The following is a 15,973-nucleotide window of genomic DNA, read 5'->3' on the forward strand; positions in this document are numbered from 1 at the left end:
CGGGGCCCTACTTAAGGCTGAGGACGTCGTCGATGGGGCGGCCGTTGACGAAAACCTGGGCACTGGTGGCACCGGATGCGGCCATGGCGGTGTACTCCAGTTGGGCCTTCGCGCGGGGGATGTCGCACACGCCGCCCAGCATGAACTGGCCGGTCAGCCAGATGGTAATGGTGCTGCCATCGAGCTCACCGGCAACGTAGGTGAGGCTCGACTGGTACAGCACATTGATCAGCCCGGACTGGCCTATGTCGCGGCTCTTGTTCGCGAGCAGGGTCCCCACGCTGGGGCCCACCTGGTCCGTGAAACGGACCGGGGCGGTGGTGGTGGCCACCAGGCTGTCGCCGCAGCCGATCGCGGGTCCGGAGACGCCGTTGTCACCGACAGCCACGTAGTAAACGGTCAGCGGTCCTGTCTGCTCGGGGAGGCCGGTGGGCGAGGGTTCCCCGGTGGCCGTCGGGCTTGCAGGGGCGGACGACGGCGGGGCGGCAGCGGTGGTTGTTGGCGCGGCTGCCGTGGTGGTGGGCGTGGTCGTGGCCGCCGTCGTGCCGGGCGCGGCGGAAGGGCTTGCCGTGGCACTCGAGCTGGGGCCCGTCGTCGCGCTTGGTGCCGCTGAGCTGGTAGTGGGGGCCGGGGCCGGCGGCCCGAAGCACCCTGTCAGCATAATCGCGGCGCCAAGGCCCAGAACGCTGAATACCGAAAGCCCGGACCTGGCCATGATGCCCCCTCAAACGCGGTGCCCGCGGTCGCGGGACCCACTTTCACGGTACGCCCGGGGGTTATTCCAGAACAGGGACTAAAGTCCGAGTCCCTCGGGTCGGCCCCTCGGGTTGTTCTGCCCATCGCGGGATACGGGCACGTGTGGAAGCATTCACTGGGGCCGGGTTCAGCGCCCAACCTACGGGGCGGAGCGCGTGCCCGAGTCCGTACTGGACCCCGTGGTGGGAACGAAGTTCCAGTCGAAGGACCCGTCGCCGTGCAGCGTCAGCCGGAGGAACCCGTGGGTGTCGCTGAACCGCTTCTCGATGTACCTCGGGCTGCTGGTGAACGGGCGTAGATCGACGCCTCCCGTGGAAACCTGGAACGCTGTCATCCCGTCCGCGACGCACTTGTCAGCGTTGTTCACAGGACAAGACCGTTCGTAGTTGTGCTGCGAGCCGGACAGGGTCAGCCGGACCCGGTGCTTCCACATCACGTCGATCCAGGGCTTCTGGGCAGCAGCCCTGGTGTGTTCCTCCGTGTCCGAAGTGAAGTACGGCTCGTGGTACGCCACCGCCAGGTGCTTGCCCGCCGCCCGGGCAGCGCCGAGGTCTCTGTCCAACCACGCCGTTGTAGCCGCAGCCTGCGCCTTGTCGTATCGCCACAGCGCGGAGGACAGGAACGCGAAGTGCCAGTTTCCGAAGTCCTTCGAGTACGGTTCCCCGCTCGAGAAAAACCGACGTTCCTGGTTGATCGCAGCCTTCTCCGGAGCCCCGGGGCACTGGCCGTTCATGAACTTCTCCAGGTCTTCGTTGCGGCCGGGTTCCCAGTCATGGTTGGGCCCGGACACCCAGAACAACCTGGGCATGGTTCCGCCCCACAGCCGGGCCCAGTAGTTCACGTAGTCGTCGCAATACCCGGTGCTGTACTGGAAGTCCCCGAGCCCCAGGAACGCGTCGATCCCGTTGTTTTCCACGAGCTTGGTGATCGCTGCACCGTTGCGGCCTGACGGGCTGTCAGGGTCGATGTTGTCGGCCGGGTTCATGTCCCCCACCGCTGCGATATGGACATCAGGCGCGGGAGCCGCGGGCTCCGGAGGTTTCGGAGGGCTGGTGCAAGCCGCGGTGGAGAGCGCCAGCAGGAACGCGGCAACGGCGGCCACGCGCCGGAGAGGTTTCTGACGAGGGAGTGCTGGCCACATCCCATAACCTCTTTCCGTTGTGGGCTGGATGAAGAATGTCAGGAGCGTCGCCTAAAGTAAATGCCGACGACGTGACGCGCCGAACACGGGAACCGAATGCGGTCCGCAGGGAAGTGGAAACCGACCCGGAAGTAAGCCTGGCGGAGCTGCAGCGCCAGCGGGATGGGATCGACGCCGAGATGCAGCGGATCAGGGCCAGCAACATCCGCGTTATGACCGCACCGGAGGCCCGGGACCACCTGCAGCAGCTCACCGCCCTGGCCAGGGACCTGCTGCGCCAACGGCAGCTACGGACCGGCCGGGTTTGCCCGTCACTGGCTTACCCATTTCCCGCCACGGTGTGACTTTAGACCCTGTGCGGCCAACCAGGAGCCAGCGAGTCTTCTTCCAGGAGATCAATGGATCCCTGGACACCCAAGGCGCGACCCGGAAGGTCCTGAATCGTGAATTTCCCACTTTCCAGCAAAGCACTTTCAGGCGTTCTCATTGCGCTCCTGTTCTTCGACGCTGTGTCATCGTTCGCCGGCGCTGTCATGGCCATTTTCTTCAATGGGGCGGGCGTTCCACTCGAAGTCCTTGCCGGAACTTGGTTTCAGTCCTCCTTCCTGGTCCTGGGCCTCATCCTGGGGATAATCCTCGGCGGAACGCATACGGTGGCCGCGATCGCGATGCTCACACAGCGCCGCTGGGCCCTGCTGGCCTCCGCCGTTGCGGGCTTTGCCATGCTGATCTGGAATTTCACCGAACTCGCCATCATCGGATACTCGTGGCTGCAGAGCGTGTACTTCGGCTTCGGGGCATTGGAACTCATACTCGTGCTCGCGGTCCTTGGGATTGCGCCCGCAATAGTTTCTCCGCGGCAAGGACGCGCCGCACTTGTGAACGGAGCATCATGAGCCGACACATGCCCAGTCAGGAACCGGACACGGGGAACCGCGAAGGGCTGCCGTTGCTGTGGGCGGTACCGTCCTCGGCAGCCGCTGTCCTTGGGTTGGCAGGCAGTGCGATCGGGCTCCTGGCTCCCGAACTGATCTATGGACGGGAAACGCCGGTCCTCTTCAACGCCTCGATCGCGCAGGACCTGGTTAACCTGTTCCTCGTTGCGCCGATGACTCTGATCCTTGCCACCGTCGCGGCACGGGGGCGGCATCCGTCGTCGTGGCTCTGCCTGAACGGCTTCCTGGCCTTCACCGCCTACAACTACGCAATCTACGCGTTCTCCGTCCATTTCGGGCCGCTGTTCCTTCTCTGGGTGGCCGTGCTGGGACTGTCCGTCTTCGCCGCCGCCGGCAGCATGGCATCGATCCTCCGGCCGGACCCGAAAACACTGTTCCGTGGCCAACAAGCGCGCTTCCCCGCCTGGACCCTGATCGCGACGTCTGCCCTGTTTACCCTGTTGTGGCTGAGCGAAATTGTTCCGGACCTGTTGGCCGGGAGGCCCTCGACGAGCGCGGCTTACTGGGCAGTACCCACAAATCCTGTCCACGTTCTTGACTTGGCCCTTTTCCTGCCCGGGGTCTTTGCCAGCGGCATTCTCCTGCTTCGGCGCCGGCGGATCGGCTATGCGTCGGCTGTTGCCTCGCTCGTCTTCCTCGGAGTGACCTGCTTGCCCATCCTCGTCATTCCGTTCGTCACGCAAGCGCGTGGCGAGGCAGCCACCTGGTTCATCCTCTTGCCGATCGGGCTCATCGCAGCCACCACCCTCGCAGCGCTGTGGCGGCTTCTCTTGGCCGCGAGACCCGCCCCGGCCGTGGACGGCGCCGTGACGGTGGAACCGGTGGCTTCGACCTAGCCGTGTACTCCCGGATTGCCGCGGCGTTCGTCCGAACATGGCGTGCCGGACCACCACGGCAGAGAAGAGAAGTATGCTGATCGCGCCCAGAACGTAGCTGGTCGCAAACGTGGTCACACAACTACATACAGGGCAATGTAGAAGGAATCATGACGAGATAGTCGAGGGTCAGAAGCACGTCCCCCGCCCCTCCTGTTGGGTCATGACGTGTCCGGCTTGGCCTCGGCCTCAAGCCTGCGCATTAGCCCCGCCCATATCCTGCGTTCCTGGCGTCGGCCGAGTGGTCCCACCAGGGGCCAGAACATCCGGAACCATCCCTTGGGGCGTACCTGCCAGTCCCAACTCATAATGGTGGCTTCACGGTCGGGGGTGAAGCTCAGGCTCCCGGAGGTCTCCATCATCGGGTTGGTAGTCATAGAACTGAGGCGATGCGGACGATCGAACTCGGTCAGCTCCACAAGCATGTCCATACCGGCGTTTCCCATCCGCGCACGGAACCTTGTGCCCAGCCCGATGGGCTCAGGCGTTAGCAACTCGACGTCGGTCATGGCGGCGTTATAGGAAGGCTCATTGCGCGAATCCGCGACCACGTCAAAGACCCGCTCTCGCGGCGCCGTTATCCGGATCTTTCCAGTGACATGAACCACCCCATCACCCTATCCCCCTCCCCTGGTCCGTTCCAGCGAGGTACCGGTATTGACTCGCATCTCCTTGAGGCTAGGCTGCTAATATCCTGCGCCTCCAGCAAGCCAAGGGCCACATGAGGCGACATGTGAAGTCTGCATATCCTGTGCCCCTGGAGGGAGCTCCGTGTCGATAGCTGAAGCTCAGCGTGAGGTGCGCCGGGTTTATGCCGGTGGCTTCTATGGTCAGCTGGTTTCCGGGGTGGTATGGCTGATCGCCGCCGCCGCGGCCACATGGATCTCTCCACCGGCTGGTGTCGGCGCCCTTTTCTTCGGGGGTGTGCTGATCTTCCCGCTGACGACGCTCGTCATCCGACTCTCCGGACGGCCTTCATCATTGCCGGCACGGCACCCGATGGCGGGATTGGCGATGCAGATAGCTTTCACGGTACCCATCGGCTTCGTCGTGGTCATAGCCATGCTCGGGGGCCGCAGTGAACTGTTCTTCCCGGCGAGCATGGTCATCGTCGGCGCACACTACCTCCCCTTCGTCTTTCTCTACGGCATGCGCCTGTTCGCAGTCCTGGCGGCAGCGCTGACGGCAACAGGGGTTCTACTTCTGTTCGGGGGGCTCGCCCCGCCGTCCACCGTCGGCGGATGGTTTACCGGCGCCCTGCTCGTAGTTTTCGCGTTCCTGCTTCGCGCATCGGCCCGATCCCTGGAGAAGACAGCGTTAGACCAGGAGCGCTGACGCGGCGCCCGCATCGGGCCGTTTAGAGCGCGCGGCCGAGGCTTCGGCGCAGGAGGAAAGCACCCAGTACCAAGAGAGTTCCTGCCATGGCGGTGAGCATTCCTAGTTGGGGAAGAATGTCCAGCAACGATCCGTCGTGCCGTTGAATTGTGGCGAAGGCGTCATAGGCCCAGCGGTGCGGGGTGAAGCGGGAAGCGATTTGCATGCCGTCGGAAAAGAACTCGGGCGGCACCATGGAACCTCCCAGGCCGGCGAGGACGAGGCCCAGTCCTACGCCCACGCCGGAGCCAGCGGCGTCGTTATCCATGACTGATCCAATGACCATTGCTGCCGCGGCAGCAACTGCACAGAAGAGCATCAGTACCAGACCGCTAAGGAGGGGATTTCCCCAGTCGACGCCGAACAGCACGGCGGTGCCGAGCACGATGTATCCACCCTGGACCGCGGCGATGCCGAACCGGCCCAACGCCTGCCCCGCTATCGCTTGCCCGGTCGAGACAGGTGCCGCAAGGACGCGGGCGATGACCCCGAGGCGTCGGCCTTGGATCAGGGTTGCGGCACCGGTGAGGGAGCTCAGGAACACGAAAAGCAACAATTGCTGAGCGGCGCCGAGATCGAACTGGCCCAGACTGCGAAAATCCTGCGACACGTCATTGGTATCGACGATCTCCAACTGAGGGAGATCGAGGTGTTCCTTTGCCTGTCGCAGCGCCGCGGCCGCTGTATCGGCATCGATGCCGGCATTCTGCAGAACTGCGAGCTGCCGTTGTTGGGTGCTGACCGTCTGCACTGAGGCACGCACCAACTGCAGGGCTGCCTGGGCACCCGAGTGCGATGACGCGACCACTTCGAGGTCAGCCGGGTCACCGGCCTCGAAAGCGGCCGCCGCACCGTCACTGATGAAAATGCCAACGTCGGTCCGGCCCCTGCTGAGTTGTTCCCTGACCGATGCGGGGCTATCGTGCGTCACCTTGACTCCATCGGCCTGGAGCTGGCCGGTAATGCTCTTTTCAAGTTCAGTGGCGGCCTTTCCCGCCACCGACACTCGAGCCTGCCCGCTGTTCGCGCCGAATTGGGAACCAAGCAACAGGATCAGCAGGAGCGGGAAGACGAATACGAAGAAAATGTTGGACCGGTCGCGCAGGAACCGGCGGACTTCAACACCTGCAATTGCCATGATGACGCTCATGCCTGGGTCCCCCGGTCCGGCACCAGCCGAGAAGCCAGTGTGCACAGCGCCGCGAATCCCAGCATCGCGGCCATGGGAATTACGACGTCGGCTGGGCCGCCGCCACCGGCAGAGATGCCCAGGCCCCTGATGAACGCGGCCACCGGGTTCAGGTCCATGAAAGCTGCGATGGCACCCGACGCTTCAATCGGGAAGAACGCTCCACCGGCTATACCGAGCACCATGGCGAGAATTGACTGGGCGATGTTCGCCTGCTCGGCTGTCCGCACTAGTCGGGCAACGATGAAGGTCATGCTGGTGGCCGCCGCCGAGATGCTCAGAACAAGCAGTCCCACCACGAAGGGTGAGCCGAAAGAGACACCGAACAGCAACGTGCCAACCGTGAGCAGCACCGCTGTGGCGGACACGCCAAGGATAAATCCAACAAGTGCCTTGGCGATGATGATTGAGTCCGCGGGCACCGGCATTGATTTCAGGCGCGCCAACGTGCCCTGCTCGCGTTCCGACAGCAGGCCGAGCACACCGAAGCCCACAGTAAAGAGAAGGAAAAGCCCCGACTGGCCTGCCACCAGTGTTCCTTTTAATGAGAGCTGTTCTGCAGATGCCTTCCCTTCGGACAGGGTCAGGGCGGGGGCGCCGGCAGCAGCCTGCTGGGCAACGGCAGCGATGGCATCGTGGGGAAGCCCGGCCGTCTCCGCGGCCGCCGCGGTGACCATCCCGGCTCCGAATTGATCAACGAGACCGTCCACCACCGAGACCAGTACGCTCGTTTCCAGCCCGGCGTCGGCGCCCTCCACGAGTTGCACCGTGACAGCACGCCCTGAGGTCACGGCGCCGGTGAATCCTGCAGGGATGATGATGCCCAGGTCCGCTCCGCTGTCGCGGGTTTCCCGGATTACGTCAGCAGCGGGGACCTTCCTGATCGTCACGTCCATGATCTTCAACGACCCGACGGCGTCCAGGAGCGCGGCACCGAGCTGTCCGCTGTCGTCCACGCTGGCGATGACGGTGGCCGGCTTCAGGTCAGGACCGTCGGTACCGAGTCCACCGAAGGCTAGGTTCAGCACGCCCATGAGCGAGAGAGGAACCAGGAGAGAGAAAATGAAAACCGACCTGTCGCGAAGACGCTGTCTCAAATCATTTCCGACCATTGTCCAGATTCCGGTCATGTCAATCAATCCCTCAGGGCCTTGCCAGTCAGGTGGAGGAAAACGGATTCCAGATCCGGCCGGGTAATCTTTACGGACGTCAAAGCCATCCCCGCGCTCCCTGCCCCGGTGACGATGGCCGGCAGAAGACTCGGTCCGTCCAGGACAGTGAGTATCAAACCGCCCCCGCCGCCGTCGATATGCTGCACCCCCGGCACCTTCCTCAAGGCCGCCGCGGCAGCACTGGTGTTGCCGCTTCCGCGCAGATCAATGCGGTCCACGCCACCGGTGAGGCGGACCAGCTCATCCCTTGTCCCTTCCGCCTGGACTTGGCCCTCATCAATGATGGAGATACGGTCACACAGCCGCTCCGCCTCTTCCATGTAGTGAGTGGTGTACAGGACCGCCATCCCTTCGGTCCCGAGACGTTCCACCGACTCCAGGATCGAGTTCCGGGACTGCGGATCCACACCAACTGTCGGTTCATCCAGAATCAGCAAAGTGGGGCGGTGGAGCAGGCCGATCCCGATGTTCAGCCGGCGCTTCATGCCGCCCGAAAACTTCTTGGTCTGCTCGCTGGCGCGGTCAGCCAGTCCAATGAGTTCCAGCACCTCATCGGTTCTTGCCCTGAGCTCCTTGCGCCGCAACCCCTGGAGGCTGCCGAAGAACCGCAGGTTCTCCCGGGCGGTCAAGTCCGGGTATATCGCCAATTCCTGGGGAACCAGGCCGATATGTCCCTTGGGACCCGTGCTGGAGGGAGTCATGGCCTCGCCCAGAACCTTGACGGACCCGGTCTCGGAAGGGATCAGTCCAGCCACCATGGAAATAATGGTGGTCTTGCCCGCACCGTTTGGCCCAAGTAGCCCATAGATTTCTCCTGCCCGGATGCGAAAGGAGACCCCGTCGACGACCGTTTGGTCGCCATAGCGTTTGACCAGGGCGTTGACCGCGAGAACATCGTCAGTCCCGGTTCTAACGTCCGCCGTCGCCGCAGACTGCATGTCAGGCGCTTGCAACGGAGGAGGAACGCCGGCCGGTGTTGCCTCTGCCGGGCCGCCGCACCAAAGGCACTTGCGATTCCCGGTCCGTGAAAAACTCAAATAACTGTGCCATGCGCTTGCTCCTTCGATATTGCCGCAGCCCGAGGGAACGCCCTTCGCATCCCGGCCAGTGCCGTTTCCCGCTGGTTCCAGTCAACGCCCCGTCCCGGGAGTGGACACAGAGGCCAAAGCCCCCCGGTGGCGTTGTTGCAGGGACCGGGCTACACCTCGGCGCTGGCAGTGGCCAATGCGGTGGGTGCCGACGCCGTGGGCGATCGGTCCTCCCAGCCGGATTTGGCACACCTGGGTTCGCGGCGGACCATCCGTACATGGGTGTGCTGGAGGATATGGAACACCGCGCAGAGGGGGCCTGGTACGTTCCCGGCTAGGACGTCCTGCTGTGGGTGTTCACGCTGGAGCTCTAAAGTCGGGCCGCCTTCCCAAACCTTGCTCAAATCGACCCGGACAGGCCCGTGAGCTCACGCGCGCGTGGGGGCGCCAGGAAACGGGAGGGTGGCCCCTCCCGGCGGGTAGTCCGCGTGACGGTGCACAATCCGCCACTTACCGTCTTCCCGTCGGTAGACGTGCGTCACCCGCAAGGTGTACTGGCGCGGCGTCCCATCGACGGTTGCGGAGGTGTGCTCGTAGCCCACTGTGTACGCGAGGTCGCCACTTGCTCCTGCAGCGATGATCTCAAGGTCGAAGGAGTCCGCGTGGGTGAACCATGAGGCTACGGTGTGGAACATTGGCTCCAACTCGCCCCAGCCGGAGCCGCTGAGCTGCGCACCGAAGAGCGTCACCGGATCGTTCTGCGACCACAGCGCGAGGCGCGGAGCGGCATCGCCTCGGTGGATCGCACCGTCGGCTGCCCGTTGTTCGGGAATCATTTCGGCCAGGAAGGCATCCGTTTCGGTTGACATGACCAACTCCATTACAGTCAAACTGTTTTGAATACAGTTAAAATGCATCCAATGGAACGGAAGATCAAGAGGCAGTACGATTCCCGTCGCCGCCAGGAGCAGGCTGCAGAAACCCGGCGGAACATCATCGCGGCGGCAAACGAGCTCTTCATTGCCCAGGGATACGGCCAGACCACCGTCAAGCGGGTGGCCGCGCGCGCCGGCGTCTCTGTCGAGACCGTGTACGCCACGTTCGGCACCAAAGCAGGGCTGCTGAGATCCGTTTGGTACGTCGATTTCCGGGGTGATGAAACGGACGTGACCCTGTATGACCGCGCGGAAATGCAGTCAATCCTGGCCGAACCGGACCTGTCGGAGAGGATCCGCCGCCACGCTGTCTTCGTGACGGCGAGCAATCGCCGGATCTTTCCGCTCCTCGACGCCCTTGCCGGGGCCGCTGCGAGCGAGCCCGATGCCGCCGCCATGCTGGCGGAGTGGGCGGACCGGCGCCTGGACGTGGCCACCCGCTATGCCCACGCCGCCACGGCGACGGGACAGCTCGGCGTCAGCGAAGAGGAATGCAGGGACGTGCTGTACGCGACTATGGACGGCACCCTCTGGGCCCGGCTCGTGGGCCAACGCGGCTGGAGCGACGAGAGGTTCTCGAACTGGCTCGCCGCAACCTGGATCGGTGCCCTTATCCGGACAGAGTAGCGGGGAGGGCCTCAGCTGGCCGGTTTCCCGGCAGATCCTCCGGCGCGACCTTTCTCGGGGAGTGCAGCCCAACCCGATCCGACCAGGTGCGCGTTTCGCGCATTATATGTTGCGCTAAACACGCAATCCGGCTTATGATCTACATCATGCTTCGAGCTGACTGCTCGGCCCCTCTCCCCCAACAACAATGAGGTTGCAACATGTCCGTCCCAATCAAGGCCACCATGGAAAAAGTCCCTGGCGGCATGATGCTGATTCCCCTGCTCATTGGCGCCCTGCTGGGTACCTTCGCGCCGGACTCTGCGAAATTCTTCGGTTCATTCACCGGCGCGCTCTTCACCGGCGGCACCACCATCCTGGCCGTGTTCTACGTCTGTATGGGCGCCAGCATCGATATCAAGGCAACCCCGTACATCCTGAAGAAGGGCGGTGTCCTGTTCGGCAGCAAGATCCTGTTCGCGATCATCATCGGCGTTGTCGCGGGCCGGTTCCTGGGTGAACTTCCCATCAGCGGCGGACTCCTGACCGGATTGTCCGTCCTGGCCATCCTGGCAGCATTGAACGACACCAACGGCGGCATGTACATGGCGCTCATGGGTCAGTACGGCAAGCCGAAAGACGTTGCCGCATACTCAGTCATGACGCTGGAATCGGGCCCCTTCCTGACCATGGTGACGCTTGGCGTCGCAGGCCTGTCCGCCTTCCCGTGGCAAGCCCTGGTGGGCGCCATCATCCCCCTGCTCCTCGGAGCCATCCTTGGCGCCTTGGATCCGGCCATGCGCAAGTTCCTTTCCTCCGCTGCCCCGGTCCTCATCCCCTTCTTCGCCCTGGCCCTTGGCTTTGGCCTGAACTTGGGCCAGGTTCTCAATGCCGGCCTGCTCGGCGTGGCACTTGGCCTGTTCGTGCTGATCGGCGGCGGCGCCGTGCTCTTCTTCGCTGACAAGCTGACCGGAGGCTCCGGCATCGCCGGCCTGGCCGCAGCCACCACCGCGGGCAACGCCGCCACCGTGCCGATGCTCGTGGCAGCAGCAAACCCGGCGTACGTTCCTGCAGCAGGACCCGCCACCGTCCTGGTGGCCGCGTCCGTCGTGGTCACCGCCATCGGTTGCCCCCTCGTGGTTGCCTGGTACGCCAAGCGGCTCAAGAACAAAGAAGCGGCGGCAGCAACTCCCGAGGTGCCGGCAGCGGTATGAACGCCAACGCAGCCACGCGCTGGGCAATCATCGCCGACGACCTGACGGGGGCGGCAGATGCAGCCGCCACCTACGGCCCCACCCACACCAGTGCCGTCATCCTCGACCTCGGCTCCACGTGGCCCGAGGCGGAGATCCTTTCGATCAACACCGAGAGCCGCTACCTGGTTTCCGGAGAAGCCGCCGCGGCCGTCACCATGGCGGCCGGGCGGGCCCTCGGCCAGCAACGGAGGGTCTTCAAAAAGATTGACTCGTTGCTTCGCGGCAATGTGGGCGTGGAAGTTGCGGCAACACTGGCGCGCCTCACACAGGGCGGCAGCAAAGGCCTGGCGGTTGTGGCTCCCGCGTTCCCGGGCACTGGAAGGACAACCTTTGGCGGCATTGTCCACATCAACGGCGTGCCCAACACCGCGGGAAACTTTGGTGGCGACATTGCCGCGGCGCTTGCTGCCGGTGGCCTCACCGCCGAATCTGCCGGAACAAGCGGACGCACGCAGGACGAACTGGCGCGGTACTTCCGGGACTTGCAGGACCGCGGGATTGCCGCCGTCGTACTGGACGCCAGCTCGGATGATGACTTGAAAGCCATCGCTGCCGCTGCAGACCTGCTGGACTTTCCGGCGCTCCTTGTGGGTTCCGGCGGACTGGCTGGGCACCTGCCGGCCCGCGAAGGAACTGCGCGGAATGCGCAGATGCATAGCGTGAACCGCACCCTGACGGTGATCGGCAGCTACTCGGGCCTCGCCCGCCGGCAAACCGACGCACTTGTCGCGGCCGGCGCCGAGCACATCATGTTGGACCATGCCACCCTTCATCACACAGCGGTCCCCCGCCGGGTTGCCGAGGCGATGGCCCGGACAGATGTGGTCCTTACACCGGACCCGATGGGGGCCGTGGACAAGTCGCAGGCACTTGTGGTGGCGGAGGCCCTGGCCCGTGCCACCGCTGCCGGTATCGGGCACTGCGACGCCCTGGTCCTCACCGGCGGGGAGACGGCCACGGCGGTCCTGAAAGCCCTGGGCACCGGCAGCTTCACCGTCCTCGGGGAGATTGAACCCGGCGTCGTGATGAGCCTGCTTCCGGCACCCCTCCCCCTCCTGGTCACCAAGGCCGGCGCGTTCGGGGACGCCGGTACGCTGGCCCGCACCACCCAATTCCTTACTGGCACAACGACTGAAATGAGTATCAAATAATGGGACGCCCGATAGTTGCCATCACCATGGGCGATGCCGCCGGCATCGGCCCGGAAATCATCGTCAAGGCCCTGGGCGACAGCGAACTGCGGTCGAAGGCACGCATGCTGGTCATCGGCGATCTTCGCCGGATGCAGCTCGCTGCGGACATCGTCTCCAGCCCGCTGACCCTGCGGAAGGTCGCCGCACCGTCGGAGGCCCTGTTCGAGGAAGGCACCATCGACGTGCTGAACATCGACTGCATCCCGGAGGACCTCGCCTGGGGCGAGCTCTCCGCCGCTGCCGGACACGGGTCGTTCCTCTTCATCGAGAAGGCCGTCCAGCTGGCCATGGACCGGCAGGTGGATGCCATCTGCACCGGGCCGCTGAATAAGGCCGCCCTGCACGCCGCCGGCCACAAGTACCCGGGCCACACCGAACTCCTCGCCGAACTGACCGGCACCGAGGAAGTGTCCATGATGCTGACCGCGCCGAAGATGCGCGTCATCCACGTCACCACCCACATCGGCCTGATCGATGCGATCGCCAAGATCAACGGCGACCTGGTGTACCGGACCATTAAGCGCGGGTATGAACTGCTGCGTGCCTCGGGCATCGAGAACCCGCGGATCGCCGTTTGCGCCATCAACCCGCACGCCGGCGAAAACGGGCTGTTCGGGTACGGCGAAGAAGCGGAGAAGATCCAGCCGGGCATCGAGAAGGCCCAGGCGGACGGCATCGATGCCTTTGGCCCGCTTCCAGCAGACACCTTGTTTTTCCTGGCTGGCCGCGGCGACTTCGACCTGGTGGTGGCCCAGTACCACGACCAGGGCCATGGCCCCGTGAAGGTCCTGGGCCTTGAGAACGGCGTGAACATCACCGTGGGCCTGCCCGTGGTGCGCACGTCCGTGGACCACGGCACGGCCTTTGACATCGCCGGTAAGAACATCGCGGACCACGAGTCCCTTTTGGAAGCACTGCGGCAGGCAGTGGATCTGGCACCTTCGCGCGAGGAAGCTGCCTAAGCAACCGCAAGGACAAACGGCCGGTCAGCTTAGCTGACCGGCCGTTTTGGTCATTGAGGCGGCCGGAACCCGCGTTATTGGGCCCTCCCGGCGGTTGAGCCTGTCCAAACCGGGGGCCGGAACTAGCATGGTAACCACTGCCACGGGAAGGAGACCGGGAATGCTGAGCGCAAACGCGCGGCGCGAGGAGATCTACCACCTTGCCGTGACCACCGGCCTGGCGTCCGTGGAGGAACTCTCGGCCCGGTTCGAGGTGACCGCGTCCACCATCCGCCGCGACCTGGCCTTGCTGAACGGGCAGGGCAGGCTGGCCCGCACCTACGGCGGGGCGATGGCACTGGGCGCGCACCCGGAGGCGTCGCTGCGGCAGCGGACCGGCGAGGCGTTCGAGCAGAAGCACGCGATTGCCCGCTGGGCGGCCTCGGTCATCCAGTCCGGGGAGAACATCCTGCTCGACGCCGGCTCCACCGCAGGGGCCTTGGCCCACGAGCTGCGCGGGTTCGATCGGTTGTCGGTCACGACGCCGGGCCTCAACACCCTGCAGGAACTCGCCGAGTCCGAGGGCATCGACGTGGACTGCCTGGGCGGCCGGCTGCGCAGTGTTTCGCAGAGTTTTGTGGGCCCGCTCGCCGAGGCGGCCCTGGAGCGGATGAGCTTTGACCGGGTGTTCCTGGGCGCCGACGCCGTCACCGCCGAGGACGGCATCTGCGAGGCCGACCATGCCCAGACCCGGCTCAAGGAGCTCATGGCCCGGCGCGGCCGGGAGGTCTACGTGCTGGCCGATTCGTCCAAGCTCGGCCTGCGGCCGTTCCACGCGTGGGCGCGGCTCGCGCTCCCCTGGACATTGGTAACAGACGACGGCGCCGACCCTGAGCAGGTGCAGAAGTTCCGGGACGCCGGTGTCCGGGTTGAGGTGGCCGCCGCCCAGTCAGGCCGATAGCCGCGCAGTCCCGGGTGGTTCCTCCAACCGGGCAACCACCCGGGACCGCAAGAACAGAGTTTGTCAGAGCTCGCCCTGATGCGGAGTTCCGGCGGGCATCGGGGCCAGCCTGATGACTTCCACCGGCTCCCGCAGGAGGCCCTCAAGGGAGGCGTTGAGCCGTGCGACGGCTTCACCTGCACCGTGGGCGTCAAGCAGTTCGGCCGAGTCCCATTTTTCGATCATGACGATCTGGCCGTTGGGAGCCTCGTGGATGGCGTAGAGCTGGCAGCCCGGCTCCTTGTGCACCTCGGCGATGGCGGGGGCAAGGGCGGCGGCAACGGCATCGAAGGCCCCGTCCTTGGGCGTGAAGACGGCGGTAACAATGACGGTCATGGTGTTCCTTATCTGGTTGGGGTGAGCACGAGTGGCGAGCAGCTGTTGCGCGGTACGAAGTCTGCTTTGACTTCGATGGTGCGCTGGCCGTCGGGCAACTTGCCCTGCATCCGCCCCAGCACCAGCTCCAGGGAGTGCAGTGCGAGCATGGCGATGGGCTGGCGGATGATGCTGAGCGGAGGGCTTGTCAGTTCGGTCCAGGGACTGTCGTCAAAGACGATGACCGACAGGTCGTTGGGGATGCGGGTACCCGTCTGGACCAGGCGGCGGACGGCGCTCTGGACCTGGGCCGTGTTGGCCACGATGATCCCGGTGGGGCGATCCGGCAGCGCCAGCAGGGATCCGACGGCATCGCCGCCGCCGTCACCCCGGAACGGCACATCCCGGATCAGCTGCGGGTCAACCATGACGGAGCAGCTGTCATGGGCGGCCTGGTACCCCTGGATCCTGGATCTTCCCGTGGAAGTGCTGACCGGCCCGGTAATCAACCCGATCCGGGTATGCCCCAGGCCGAGCATGTATTCGGTGGCGCGGCGGGCCGAGTCCACGTTTTCGATGCTCACAACGTCAACGTCCGCCAGCTCCGGGATGGTGCGGTCCACGAAGACAACGTTCACACCCAGGGATTGCAGCCGCGCCCACTTCTCAACGTTTGCTCCGGTGGGCGTGGCGATAACACCGCTCACGGACCGGTCCAGGAGCGTGTCCAGGGAATCCGCTTCCAGGTGCGGATCCTCCTGGGTGGTCATCACCACCACCTGCACCCCGTGGCTGCGCGCCTCCCAGACAATCCGGTCCGCCAGCTGGGCGAAGAAAGGGTTGGCCAGGTCGGCAACCACCAGCCCGACGGTGGGGGCATGGCCCACGCTCAGTTCACGGGCGGCGGCACGCGGCCGGTATCCGAGATCCTCGATGACCCGGAGGACCATGTCCCGCTTGGCCGGTGCAACAGGGCCCGACTCCGGGTTAAGGACCCGGGACACCACGGAAACCGACACGCCGGCAGCGGACGCGACATCGCGGATTGTTGGAGCCTTCTTCACTTCTCCTCCTCATTGAAGGTTCTACCCGATCGCCGGCATTAACGGCGTCGCCGTCATGGGAGGCGTTAGACAACGCGTTTTCCTTGTGACCGTTGACACAGCCTAGCACCCACTGGTACAAAAGTGGAACCGGTTCCACTCCGGTCCTCGAATTCACATCCCGCGACAACGA

Annotated in this window: 18 protein-coding genes; 9 read left to right on the plus strand and 9 right to left on the minus strand. The window is 64.7% G+C overall.

What is annotated here, in order from left to right; translation table 11 throughout:
- Positions 1-7: 7 nt before the first annotated feature.
- On the minus strand, positions 8-715 hold the full coding sequence (locus QF050_RS18620; RefSeq protein ID WP_308931753.1) for a hypothetical protein: 708 nt from the start codon (positions 713-715) through the stop codon (positions 8-10).
- Between the two features lie 180 nt (positions 716-895).
- Positions 896-1,858: a hypothetical protein gene (locus tag QF050_RS18625; RefSeq protein ID WP_308931754.1), complete on the minus strand. Its 963-nt coding sequence runs from the start codon at positions 1,856-1,858 to the stop codon at positions 896-898.
- Positions 1,859-1,968: 110 nt separating this feature from the next.
- On the opposite strand from QF050_RS18625, the gene QF050_RS18630 reads away from it, so the two are divergent.
- The 3 genes from QF050_RS18630 (at position 1,969) to QF050_RS18640 (ending at position 3,689) form a co-directional block, all read left to right on the plus strand.
- The gene (locus QF050_RS18630; protein WP_308931755.1) at positions 1,969-2,241 is read left to right on the plus strand and encodes a DUF3375 family protein; all 273 of its coding nucleotides are present in this window, start codon (positions 1,969-1,971) and stop codon (positions 2,239-2,241) included.
- A 99-nt stretch (positions 2,242-2,340) separates the two neighbouring features.
- A complete protein-coding gene (locus QF050_RS18635; protein ID WP_308931756.1) occupies positions 2,341-2,793 on the plus strand; it encodes a hypothetical protein in 453 nt (150 codons plus the stop codon).
- Between the two features lie 8 nt (positions 2,794-2,801).
- On the plus strand, positions 2,802-3,689 hold the full coding sequence (locus QF050_RS18640) for a hypothetical protein (RefSeq protein ID WP_308931757.1): 888 nt from the start codon (positions 2,802-2,804) through the stop codon (positions 3,687-3,689).
- 200 nt (positions 3,690-3,889) lie between these two features.
- Here QF050_RS18640 and QF050_RS18645 read toward each other — a convergent pair whose 3' ends face one another.
- On the minus strand, positions 3,890-4,336 hold the full coding sequence (locus tag QF050_RS18645) for an SRPBCC family protein (RefSeq protein ID WP_308931758.1): 447 nt from the start codon (positions 4,334-4,336) through the stop codon (positions 3,890-3,892).
- A 163-nt stretch (positions 4,337-4,499) separates the two neighbouring features.
- Here QF050_RS18645 and QF050_RS18650 point away from each other — a divergent pair, with 163 nt between their 5' ends.
- On the plus strand, positions 4,500-5,063 hold the full coding sequence (locus tag QF050_RS18650; protein WP_308931759.1) for a hypothetical protein: 564 nt from the start codon (positions 4,500-4,502) through the stop codon (positions 5,061-5,063).
- Positions 5,064-5,085: 22 nt separating this feature from the next.
- Here the strand turns inward: QF050_RS18650 and QF050_RS18655 are convergent, their stop codons facing one another.
- From QF050_RS18655 to QF050_RS18670, 4 genes are all read right to left on the minus strand, one after another.
- On the minus strand, positions 5,086-6,252 hold the full coding sequence (locus QF050_RS18655) for an ABC transporter permease (RefSeq protein ID WP_308931760.1): 1,167 nt from the start codon (positions 6,250-6,252) through the stop codon (positions 5,086-5,088).
- Positions 6,249-7,421, minus strand: coding sequence for an ABC transporter permease (locus tag QF050_RS18660; RefSeq protein WP_308931761.1), 1,173 nt, complete (start codon positions 7,419-7,421; stop codon positions 6,249-6,251). The genes QF050_RS18655 and QF050_RS18660 overlap by 4 nt, the downstream gene beginning before the upstream one ends.
- Positions 7,422-7,426: 5 nt before the next feature.
- On the minus strand, positions 7,427-8,401 hold the full coding sequence (locus QF050_RS18665; protein ID WP_308931762.1) for an ABC transporter ATP-binding protein: 975 nt from the start codon (positions 8,399-8,401) through the stop codon (positions 7,427-7,429).
- Between the two features lie 518 nt (positions 8,402-8,919).
- Positions 8,920-9,360 (minus strand): nuclear transport factor 2 family protein, encoded by a 441-nt coding sequence (locus QF050_RS18670; protein ID WP_308931763.1) that lies wholly within the window; start codon positions 9,358-9,360, stop codon positions 8,920-8,922.
- 51 nt (positions 9,361-9,411) lie between these two features.
- On the opposite strand from QF050_RS18670, the gene QF050_RS18675 reads away from it, so the two are divergent.
- The 5 genes from QF050_RS18675 to QF050_RS18695 all read left to right on the plus strand — a co-directional run bounded on the left by QF050_RS18675 (position 9,412) and on the right by QF050_RS18695 (position 14,383).
- A complete protein-coding gene (locus QF050_RS18675) occupies positions 9,412-10,053 on the plus strand; it encodes a helix-turn-helix domain-containing protein (protein ID WP_308931764.1) in 642 nt (213 codons plus the stop codon).
- Between the two features lie 200 nt (positions 10,054-10,253).
- The gene (locus QF050_RS18680) at positions 10,254-11,246 is read left to right on the plus strand and encodes a 2-keto-3-deoxygluconate permease (RefSeq protein WP_308931765.1); all 993 of its coding nucleotides are present in this window, start codon (positions 10,254-10,256) and stop codon (positions 11,244-11,246) included.
- Entirely contained in the window at positions 11,243-12,439 is a 1,197-nt protein-coding gene (locus tag QF050_RS18685) for a four-carbon acid sugar kinase family protein (RefSeq protein WP_308931766.1), read from the plus strand. The genes QF050_RS18680 and QF050_RS18685 overlap by 4 nt, the downstream gene beginning before the upstream one ends.
- Complete coding sequence (gene pdxA / locus QF050_RS18690) at positions 12,439-13,443, plus strand: 4-hydroxythreonine-4-phosphate dehydrogenase PdxA (RefSeq protein ID WP_308931767.1); 1,005 nt, start codon at positions 12,439-12,441, stop codon at positions 13,441-13,443. The genes QF050_RS18685 and pdxA overlap by 1 nt, the downstream gene beginning before the upstream one ends.
- A 160-nt stretch (positions 13,444-13,603) precedes the next feature.
- Entirely contained in the window at positions 13,604-14,383 is a 780-nt protein-coding gene (locus tag QF050_RS18695) for a DeoR/GlpR family DNA-binding transcription regulator (protein ID WP_308931768.1), read from the plus strand.
- Between the two features lie 63 nt (positions 14,384-14,446).
- Here QF050_RS18695 and QF050_RS18700 read toward each other — a convergent pair whose 3' ends face one another.
- Positions 14,447-14,758 (minus strand): antibiotic biosynthesis monooxygenase, encoded by a 312-nt coding sequence (locus QF050_RS18700; protein ID WP_308931769.1) that lies wholly within the window; start codon positions 14,756-14,758, stop codon positions 14,447-14,449.
- An 8-nt stretch (positions 14,759-14,766) separates the two neighbouring features.
- Complete coding sequence (locus tag QF050_RS18705) at positions 14,767-15,801, minus strand: LacI family DNA-binding transcriptional regulator (RefSeq protein ID WP_308931770.1); 1,035 nt, start codon at positions 15,799-15,801, stop codon at positions 14,767-14,769.
- Positions 15,802-15,973: the final 172 nt, after the last annotated feature.

This window comes from Arthrobacter sp. SLBN-112 (assembly GCF_030944625.1).
In the GTDB taxonomy this organism is placed as follows: domain Bacteria; phylum Actinomycetota; class Actinomycetes; order Actinomycetales; family Micrococcaceae; genus Arthrobacter.

Excerpts from the sequence above, each read along its gene's own strand:
- QF050_RS18620 (WP_308931753.1), bottom strand. The coding sequence starts at position 715 with ATGGCCAGGTCCGGGCTTTCGGTATTCAGCGTTCTGGGCCTTGGCGCC.
- QF050_RS18640 (WP_308931757.1), top strand. The coding sequence starts at position 2,802 with ATGCCCAGTCAGGAACCGGACACGGGGAACCGCGAAGGGCTGCCGTTG.
- QF050_RS18655 (WP_308931760.1), bottom strand. The coding sequence starts at position 6,252 with ATGAGCGTCATCATGGCAATTGCAGGTGTTGAAGTCCGCCGGTTCCTG.
- QF050_RS18660 (WP_308931761.1), bottom strand. The coding sequence starts at position 7,421 with ATGACCGGAATCTGGACAATGGTCGGAAATGATTTGAGACAGCGTCTT.
- QF050_RS18665 (WP_308931762.1), bottom strand. The coding sequence starts at position 8,401 with ATGCAGTCTGCGGCGACGGCGGACGTTAGAACCGGGACTGACGATGTT.
- QF050_RS18670 (WP_308931763.1), bottom strand. The coding sequence starts at position 9,360 with ATGTCAACCGAAACGGATGCCTTCCTGGCCGAAATGATTCCCGAACAA.
- QF050_RS18675 (WP_308931764.1), top strand. The coding sequence starts at position 9,412 with ATGGAACGGAAGATCAAGAGGCAGTACGATTCCCGTCGCCGCCAGGAG.
- QF050_RS18680 (WP_308931765.1), top strand. The coding sequence starts at position 10,254 with ATGTCCGTCCCAATCAAGGCCACCATGGAAAAAGTCCCTGGCGGCATG.
- QF050_RS18685 (WP_308931766.1), top strand. The coding sequence starts at position 11,243 with ATGAACGCCAACGCAGCCACGCGCTGGGCAATCATCGCCGACGACCTG.
- pdxA (WP_308931767.1), top strand. The coding sequence starts at position 12,439 with ATGGGACGCCCGATAGTTGCCATCACCATGGGCGATGCCGCCGGCATC.
- QF050_RS18695 (WP_308931768.1), top strand. The coding sequence starts at position 13,604 with ATGCTGAGCGCAAACGCGCGGCGCGAGGAGATCTACCACCTTGCCGTG.
- QF050_RS18700 (WP_308931769.1), bottom strand. The coding sequence starts at position 14,758 with ATGACCGTCATTGTTACCGCCGTCTTCACGCCCAAGGACGGGGCCTTC.